Below are 8,315 nucleotides of genomic sequence, written 5' to 3'. Positions count from 1 at the left end.
ACGCCACCATCTACAGCGAAGTGTTTGCCACCAACCGTGGTGGTGCACTGGTGCGTGTGGAAGGTCTGCGTGGCTTTATCCCCGGCAGCCACATCAGCACCCGCAAGCCCAAGGAAGAGCTGGTTGCTGAGTTCCTGCCCCTGAAGTTCCTTGAGGTGGACGAAGAGCGCAACCGCCTCGTCCTCAGCCATCGCCGCGCCCTGGTGGAGCGCAAGATGAACCGCCTGGAAGTGGGCGAAGTGGTCATCGGTACCGTCCGCGGCATCAAGCCCTACGGCGCCTTCATCGACATCGGCGGTGTCAGCGGCCTGCTGCACATCTCTGAGATCAGCCACGAGCACATTGAGACCCCTCACACGGTCCTCAATGTCAATGACCAGATGAAGGTCATGATCATCGACCTCGACGCCGAGCGTGGTCGTATCTCCCTCTCGACCAAAGCCCTCGAGCCCGAGCCCGGTGACATGCTCACCGATCCCCAGAAGGTCTTCGAGAAGGCTGAGGAAATGGCCGCTCGCTACAAGCAGATGCTGCTTGAGCAGGCTGAAGACGGCGAAATGGGTTACGAGTGAAGCTGAGCCATGGCTGAGCTCCTGTTGCGTGGCACGGAGCTTGGAGCCATTGATGCGGTGCTGTTCGACAAGGACGGCACCCTCAGCATCAGTGAGCCCCAGCTACTCACCCTGGCGGAAGCCAGGGTTTTTCTCTGTCTGGAGCTGGTCAGCTCCGAGCGGCGTGAGCCGCTCAAGGATTTGCTGCAACGGGCCTATGGCCTGCGTGCCGATTCCGTCTGTCCCGCGGGGATCACGGCGGTGGCTAGCCGCGATCACAACCTGATCGCGACGGCCACCGCCTTGGTTCAGGTCGGTCTGGGCTGGCCCGAGGCGCTGGCCCTGAGTGAGCGGGTCTTTGCCGAGGCTGATGCCGTGGATGCCCGCCGCTCCACGGATGCCCCGCTGCCCACGAGCGCGACGACCGAGGGCCTTCTGCCTTGGCTTGAGCAGTTGCGATTGGCCGGGGTGCGTTGCGCTGTGATCAGCAACGACGACATGGCCGGCATTGAGCACTTCCTCAGGGCCCATGGCCTGCGGGATTACTTCTGCGGGCTCTGGAGCGCCGAGCATCGACCGCGCAAACCCGACCCGGCGGCGGTCCACGGGCTGTGCGCGGAGCTCGGCGTTGAACCGCGCCGCTGCGCCCTGATCGGCGACGCCAACAGTGATCTGCGCATGGCCGTCGCTGCAGGGATTCCCCATCCCTTGGCGCTGGGTTACACCGCGGCCTGGCGCACGCCACCGCCCTTGGCGGAGCCGCATCCGTTGGTGCATGCCTGGAGTGAGTTGAGCGTGCGTCGCTCCCCTAAGTTGGCCCCTACGCATTAGTGGCTTCACTCGGGAATGAGTCGTTACGTCTTCACCTCGGAGTCGGTGACCGAAGGTCATCCCGACAAGATCTGCGACCAGGTGAGTGATGCGGTGCTGGACGCCCTGCTGGCTCAGGACCCGGCGTCCCGGGTGGCCTGCGAAACCGTGGTCAACACCGGGCTTTGCCTGATTACTGGTGAGGTCACCACCACCGCCAAGGTCGATTACATCGGCCTAGTGCGCGGTGTGATCGAGAAGATCGGCTACTCCGGCGCTCGTGCAGGTGGTTTTGACGCCAACAGCTGTGCCGTGTTGGTGGCCCTGGATCAGCAGTCGCCGGACATTGCCCAGGGCGTGAACGAGGCCGACGACCACGCCGGTGACCCCCTGGATCTGGTCGGTGCGGGTGACCAGGGAATCATGTTTGGTTTCGCCTGCAACGAGACCCCGGAGCTGATGCCGCTCCCCATCAGCCTGGCCCACCGCCTCTCGCGGCGCCTGGCTGAGGTGCGCCACAACGGCACCCTCCCCTATCTGCTGCCTGACGGCAAAACCCAGGTCAGCGTCGTTTATGAGAACGACCAGCCCGTGGCGATCGACACGATCTTGATCTCCACCCAGCACATCTCTGAGATCGATGGGGTGAGCGAAGAGAAGGCCATCCGTGAGCGCATCTCGGCGGACCTCTGGAGCCATGTGGTGGAGCCCGCCACCGCGGACCTCAGCCTGAAGCCCTCTAAGGACAGCACCCGCTTCCTGGTGAACCCCACCGGCAAGTTCGTGGTCGGTGGTCCCCAAGGGGATGCCGGTCTCACCGGCCGCAAGATCATCGTTGACACCTATGGCGGCTATGCCCGCCATGGCGGTGGTGCCTTCTCCGGCAAAGATCCCACCAAGGTGGACCGCTCCGCGGCTTATGCCGCTCGCTACGTGGCGAAGGCCCTGGTGGCCGCGGGTCTGGCCCGCAAGGCTGAGGTTCAGCTGAGCTATGCCATCGGTGTGGCCAAGCCGGTCAGCATCCTGGTCGAGAGCTTCGGCACCGGCGTGGTCAGCAATGACGCCCTCACCGCCCTGGTTCAGGAGAACTTCGATCTGCGCCCCGGCGCGATCATCGACACCTTCGGCCTGCGCAACCTGCCCCAGCAGCGCGGCGGAGACTTCTACCAGGACGTCGCCGCTTACGGCCACTTCGGCCGCAGTGACCTGAACCTCCCCTGGGAGAACGTCGAGGCCGTCGCTGCCACCCTCAAGCAAGCTGCCGCCGCTTGATTGCAGCCAGCCGTGAGCCCCTGGGCCTAGGGATTGACCTGGGTACCAGTGGCCTGCGTCTGGCACTGATGGATCCCTCCGGCACCCTGCTGGCGGAGCGATCTGCGAACTACCCCCGCTGTTTTGAGGACCCCCAGGGCTGGCGCGAGGGGGTGGTTTCCCTCTGCGCAGAGTTGCCTCAAGAGCTGCGTGATCGGGTGGCCGCTGTCGCGGTCGATGGCACCTCGGGCACCGTGCTGGCCTGCGCCGCCAATGGCGATCCCTGGGGCCAGGCCCTGCCCTATTTCCTGGCCTGCCCTGAGCAGGCCTCGGCGGCAGCCGTGCTGGCGGGCAGCGCTTCTGCTCCAGCCGCCAGTGCCAGTGGCAGCCTGGCCCGGGTGCTGCGCTTGCTCGAGGGGAGTGGCTCTAGCTCCCTCCTGATGCGTCATCAGGCCGACTGGCTGAGCGGGTGGTTGCTTGGGGACTGGCGCTTCGGCGAGGAAGGCAACAACCTCCGCCTGGGATGGGACCTGGGCCGGCAGTGCTGGCAAGGCGCCATTGCTGAGCAACCCTGGAGTGCGGCGCTGCCGGAGGTGGTGCGCTCCGGCGCGGTCCTTGGGCCCCTCTCGCAGAACGCCCGGAGCGCCCTGGGGTTACCGGCCCCGTGCCAGGTGGTGGCGGGCAGCACCGATGCCAATGCCGCGGTCCTGGCGGCTGATCCCCAGCCCGGTGATGGGGTGACGGTGCTCGGCACCACCTTGGTGCTCAAGCAATTTGCGGCGCAACCGCTAGCGGGACCGGGCATCAGTTGTCATCGGGTGGCGGGCCGGTGGCTCGTGGGGGGCGCCTCCAATGCCGGGGCTGGGGTCCTGCGCCAGTTCTTCTCCGATGCCCTCCTCGTTGAGTTGAGTCGTCAGATTGATCCGCGCTCCAGCAGCGGCCTGGCGCTTCGGCCCCTGCCTCGGCCCGGCGAGCGCTTCCCGGTGGACGATCCGACCCTGGAGCCGGTCCTGGAGCCCCGGCCCATCAGCGATGCGCTCTACCTGCAGGGATTGCTGGAGGGTTTGGCGCGGATTGAGGCCCAGGGCTGGGCGGCCCTGCAGCGCCTGGGCGCTGAGCCGGTTCAGCGGGTGATCAGCTTGGGCGGTGGGGCCCGCAATCCCCAGTGGCGGCTGATCCGTCAACGCATCCTGGGGGTTCCGGTGCTGAACCGGCCCCAGTGCAGCGCGGCCTCGGGCATGGCCAGACTGGCGCTCTCTGCTGTCTGCCCCCCGTGAAGGAACGCCTCGCCTCCTGGCTCTCGATTGGCTTGTTTGTGATCCTGGCGGGCTACGTGGGCTTCTCGGGAATCCGTCTGGGTCTTCTGCTCTGGCAGCGCTTCGCAGGGGCCTAGGGCAGGCTTCAGAATCAGCCGATCCGCAGGATCCCGATGGCCGCTGACCCTCTCACCTCCGCCGTGAGTGATCGGATCTGTAAGCACATGAATGACGACCACGCTGAGGCGGTCCTGGCCTACGCCCGCCACTACGGCGGCATCGAGGCCCCAGGGGCGGCGCGGATGGTGGCTGTCCGTCCGGAGGCCATGGAGTTGGAGGTCGACGGGGCCAGCGTCGAAGTTCGCTTCGATCACACCCTGAGTGACAGTGAGGATGCCCACCGCACCCTGGTGGCGATGTTGCGGGCGATGCCGCAGGCCTGAAACGGCTGATCCAGATGGCCCTTCTCCCCGAAGCCGAGGGGGGCCGTGATCTAAGATCCGCAGGTCGCGCGAGCGACGGGCCGGGATAGCTCAGTTGGTAGAGCAGGCGATTGAAAATCGCCGTGTCCCCAGTTCAAATCTGGGTCCTGGCATCTTCAACCTCGTAGCCTTCAAGCGTCAGCTTGTCCGCTTGTCATGCCGATCCATATCCCTGAGAAGCCGGGTGAGCTGTTCGATAACGCCGACAGCTTTGGCATGGTGTTTGACGCGGCCTGGAAGCGTCATCAGTCGACCGGTCGCCACGAGGGGCTGTCCACCGACGAAAAAAAGCAGCAGGCCATCGCGGAGTGCAGTGAGCACCCCTTCATGTTGAGCAACCCCGATCGGGCCAGCCAGGTGGCTGACTTTCGAATTCGTCTCCTGGGCCTTTAGCCGGCAGCCCATAGGATCCCGGCAACCACCAGTTGCTGATGAGCAGCCCCTTTGCCCGCCTTCTGCGTCAATTGAGTGCTGGGTTCAGCAACGAGCATCAGGCCTTCGAGAACCCGCCGCTTTACGCCCACATTCTGGTGAAGTTCCGGCCGCTGCCCCAGCTGGAGCCGGGCTCTCTGCTGCTCGATCAGTCCTATGCGATCAACCCTGCGGCGCCCTACCGGTTGCGGGTGCTGAAGGCTGAGCAGCGCGGCGATGGTCTGGTGATTCACAACCAGGCGATCCGCGACGACCAACGCTTCTGGGGGGCGATCGATAACGCGGAGCTCCGCGCTCAGATCACCGCCGCTGATCTGACTCCCCTGGAGGGCTGTGCCTATGTGGTGGAGGAAACCCCCGAGGGCTTCAAAGGAGAAGTTGAGCCCGGCTGCCGCTGCTTGGTGGAGCGCAAAGGCGCGACCTCCTATCTGGTGAGCAGCTTTGAGCTGGGAACGCGCGGCATGCGAACCATTGATCGCGGCCATGACCCTCAGACCCATGAGCAGCTCTGGGGCTCCCTGGCGGGACCGTTTGAATTTGAACGGGTGGCGGACTACAGCGCTGAATTACCCGCGGACTGGCTCACCCTCTAGAGCTGCTTGTTGGTGAAGCTTGATTGCGGGGAATGAAGCTGTATGTGATCTTCGCGGCCGCAGTGCGTTCAGCGAAAACCCATCGATAGGTTCGCCGGCGAGGTTTTTTCCCTTGATATGGCATTACCGCTGCTGGATCCGAAGCCAATTACCCAGAACGCCCGGGTCGACAACTTCGCCATCGGTGGTGACGAAGCCCCACGGAGCCACGGGGATGTGGAGGAGCAGATCGAGCGTGCCTATCGCCAGATCCTGTTCCATGCCTTCAAGGTGGATCGCGAGCCGATGCTCGAGAGCCAACTGCGCAATGGCGACATCACCGTCCGTGACTTTGTGCGCGGGTTGTTGCTCTCCCGCAAATTTCAGCAGGGCTTCTACCAGTGCAACAGCAACTACCGGGTGGTGGAGCAGTTGGTCGGCCGGGTCCTGGGCCGTGAGGTCAACGGTGATCAAGAGCGCATTGCCTGGTCGATCGTGATTGCCAACCAGGGTCTTGAGGGCCTGGTGAACACCCTGCTGGACTCCAAGGAATACCTGGAGAACTTCGGCTTTGATGAGGTTCCCTATCAGCGCGGACGGGCCCTGGCCGGCCATGCCAAGGCCCAGATGCCTTTCAACCAACAGGCACCTCGCTACGACGCCTACTGGCGGGAGATCTCCGCACGCCGTGCCCCGGCTAATCCGTTTGCCGGTGGCGGCGCCCAGTTCAGTGGCGGTCAGATGTCAGCGGCTTGGGCCGGCGGTCAGCCTCCGGCCTTTGCGCAGAAGGCCTGGCTGGCTCTGGCGGCCATCGGCGGCCTCGAGGTGCTGCGCGTGATCCTGACCTCGGCAGGGTCGATGCTCAGCACCGGTGCAGCCGGCTGATCAGGCGATTAGCTCGTCCATAAAGGGTTGTTCCTCGTCCTGCGGGAAGGGATCGTGATCCAGCTGCTCCTCCTCTGGCTCAAAGCCGGCGGAGGGGCTTTCTGTTTGGGGATCCATGTGCCCCAGGGGGCGCACCAGGTTGAGGCGTTGCGGTTGTTGCGGGGTGCTTAGCAGCTCTTCCAGGCGGGCGATGCGCTCTTCGGTTCCCGCCAGCATCTCGGCGGCGTCGCTGGCCTGGAGCTCGGGGCCACTGCTGGTGCTGAGCTCCTCCAGCTGCGCTTCGATGGCCGTCAAGCGCTCTTCCAGCTCAAGCAGGCGGAAGGTCAGGGTCTCTCCGACTTGACTCAGGGCCTCGAGCTGGCTGCTGAGCCGCAAGGGCATGGAGCCTTCCGTTGCGGAACCTGCGGCGGTGGATGGAGTGGCAGACATCCCTGGACGCAATGCATTTGGCCGGATGGTATCGGCGTTCCACCCTGACGCCAGGGCTGATTTTTGTAACGTTTCTGAAAGGGCCTAGAGGATGGCAAACGGCCCCCATAGGATCCGGTCTTGGCATCAATTTGCGCAGGTTGCCAACCGGCGCGTCACCACGCCCTCAGCACGCACCCCAAGCCCATGACCCTTGCCAACGCTGCCTATCTGGGCATCGAGCGTTACGCCAACAACCGCGTCAATGAGAACTGGACCACCGGTTCCTGCGACGACAAGGCCGCTCTGATCCGTGCCGTCTACCAGCAGGTGCTCGGCAACCAGTACGTCATGGCCAGCGAGCGTCTCGAGGGCCCTGAATCGCTCTTCAAGCGCGGTTATCTGAGCGTGCGTGAGTTTGTGCGCCAGGTGGCCAAGAGTGGCCTCTACCGCACCAAGTTCTTCGAGAGCACGAACGCTTACCGCTTCATCGAGCTCAACTTCAAGCATCTGCTGGGCCGCGCTCCCCAGAACAAGGCCGAGATGCTGCACCACTTCACGATCCTGCAGGAGCAGGGTTTTGAAGCCGAGATCGACTCTTACCTGGATAGCGCCGAGTACCAGGAGCGCTTTGGTGAGGAAGGTGTTCCCTACCTGCATGGTTGGAACTACTCCGTCGGCCAGCAGGGCCTGCAGTTCTCTTACATGCTGCAGCTCGCCCGTGGCGCTGCTGCGTCCGTCAAGGGTGATCTGACCAAGAACCAGTCCCGCCTGAACCCCTCCGTTCACGCCGAGCAGCCGGTTCCCGTCGTGAGCCCCAACGCCAAGGGCAACGCCTTCCGCAAGGTCACCGCCGATGGCGTCACCCGCCAGGGCGTCGGTGCCGGCGAAGAGGGTCGCACCTTCCGCGTGGAGATCGCAGGCTTCAACAACTACCGCCTGCACAAGCGCAGCAACCGCGTGCGCTTCATCCCCTTCAACAAGCTGCTCCAGTACCAGCAGCAGATCCACCGCGAGGGCGGCCGGATCGCCAGCATCACTCCGGTCAACTGATCGGTTCCTGTTCTGATCTGATTACCCCCGCATTCCGATGAAGGTTTCTGCAGGCAACCGCGGCACCAGCTTCAGCAACGACCGTCAGGTGTCCTTCACCGTGACCGGTCTGGCCAACAACGACTACTCCCGCACTGCGGATGTGGTCATGAACGTGCCCTACACCCGGATGAACGAAACCATGCGCATGGTTCAGCGCATGGGCGGCAAGATCACCGGCGTCCAGGTCAGCGGCGGCGTCGACGCCGACTGAGTTTTGAGGCACCCAGCGGTTTGATCGCCGCGTCCTTTAGCCCCCTGCATGCAGGGGGCTTTTTTGTTGGCGTTTGTGGGCGCGCGAGCCGCGCCTGCGACCCTTCTCTCATTCGGGAGATCCATTGCAGGCCAGTCGATCTGGGCTCTCCGATGACCGTTTGTTAAGCAGATCTGATGACAGCCATAGGCATGTCCAACAATGGTCGGGCCAAGCGATGGGGCGGCCTTCCGGTCTGCTTGCTCGGTTGGTTCCGTGATCAGTGCTCAGCCCCCTGGGTTCCCTGATTCACTTCCCCCTCATCCCTTCTCCCCGACTCACGTCGAGAACAGGAGTTAATCAATGTTCGACGCCTTCACCAA

Annotated in this window: 11 protein-coding genes and 1 tRNA gene; 11 read left to right on the top strand and 1 reads right to left on the bottom strand. The window is 64.1% G+C overall.

Annotated features, from left to right (window positions below):
- From QZ184_RS08490 to QZ184_RS08450, 9 genes are all read left to right on the top strand, one after another.
- A partial coding sequence (locus QZ184_RS08490) for a S1 RNA-binding domain-containing protein (protein ID WP_296419062.1) occupies positions 1-572 on the top strand: 572 nt, incomplete at its 5' end.
- A gap of 9 nt (positions 573-581) precedes the next feature.
- Positions 582-1,382: an HAD-IA family hydrolase gene (locus QZ184_RS08485; protein WP_010314691.1), complete on the top strand. Its 801-nt coding sequence runs from the start codon at positions 582-584 to the stop codon at positions 1,380-1,382.
- Positions 1,383-1,397: 15 nt separating this feature from the next.
- Positions 1,398-2,633 (top strand): methionine adenosyltransferase, encoded by a 1,236-nt coding sequence (gene metK / locus QZ184_RS08480; protein WP_010314693.1) that lies wholly within the window; start codon positions 1,398-1,400, stop codon positions 2,631-2,633.
- Positions 2,634-2,701: 68 nt separating this feature from the next.
- Positions 2,702-3,889: an FGGY-family carbohydrate kinase gene (locus tag QZ184_RS08475; protein WP_156797815.1), complete on the top strand. Its 1,188-nt coding sequence runs from the start codon at positions 2,702-2,704 to the stop codon at positions 3,887-3,889.
- Positions 3,890-4,041: 152 nt separating this feature from the next.
- Positions 4,042-4,311, top strand: a complete 270-nt coding sequence (locus QZ184_RS08470; protein ID WP_247476228.1) for a DUF2470 domain-containing protein — start codon at positions 4,042-4,044, stop codon at positions 4,309-4,311.
- 79 nt (positions 4,312-4,390) lie between these two features.
- Positions 4,391-4,463, top strand: a tRNA-Phe gene (locus QZ184_RS08465).
- A gap of 43 nt (positions 4,464-4,506) precedes the next feature.
- Positions 4,507-4,743: a hypothetical protein gene (locus tag QZ184_RS08460; RefSeq protein ID WP_247476226.1), complete on the top strand. Its 237-nt coding sequence runs from the start codon at positions 4,507-4,509 to the stop codon at positions 4,741-4,743.
- Positions 4,744-4,781: 38 nt separating this feature from the next.
- Positions 4,782-5,375, top strand: a complete 594-nt coding sequence (locus QZ184_RS08455; protein ID WP_296419060.1) for a chromophore lyase CpcT/CpeT — start codon at positions 4,782-4,784, stop codon at positions 5,373-5,375.
- A 117-nt stretch (positions 5,376-5,492) separates the two neighbouring features.
- Positions 5,493-6,239 carry a phycobilisome rod-core linker polypeptide gene (locus QZ184_RS08450; protein ID WP_247476223.1) on the top strand — a complete coding sequence of 249 codons (747 nt, stop codon included), beginning with the start codon at positions 5,493-5,495 and terminating at the stop codon, positions 6,237-6,239.
- On the opposite strand, the gene QZ184_RS08445 is transcribed toward QZ184_RS08450, so the two are convergent.
- A complete protein-coding gene (locus QZ184_RS08445) occupies positions 6,240-6,668 on the bottom strand; it encodes a hypothetical protein (protein WP_247476222.1) in 429 nt (142 codons plus the stop codon).
- Between the two features lie 186 nt (positions 6,669-6,854).
- Between QZ184_RS08445 and QZ184_RS08440 the strand changes: the two genes are divergently transcribed.
- Together QZ184_RS08440 and QZ184_RS08435 are read left to right on the top strand one after the other, a co-directional pair.
- Entirely contained in the window at positions 6,855-7,700 is an 846-nt protein-coding gene (locus QZ184_RS08440) for a phycobilisome linker polypeptide (RefSeq protein WP_247476221.1), read from the top strand.
- A 37-nt stretch (positions 7,701-7,737) separates the two neighbouring features.
- Positions 7,738-7,953, top strand: coding sequence for a phycobilisome linker polypeptide (locus QZ184_RS08435; protein ID WP_247476220.1), 216 nt, complete (start codon positions 7,738-7,740; stop codon positions 7,951-7,953).
- The last annotated feature ends 362 nt before the right edge of the window (positions 7,954-8,315 follow it).

Origin of the sequence: Vulcanococcus sp. DEBay_Sum22DG08_74, from assembly GCF_017852955.1 — a bacterium.
Taxonomy (GTDB): Bacteria; Cyanobacteriota; Cyanobacteriia; order PCC-6307; family Cyanobiaceae; genus Vulcanococcus.
The sequence above is the reverse complement of the archived record's forward strand: the minus strand, read 5'-3'. Positions and strand labels throughout refer to the sequence as shown.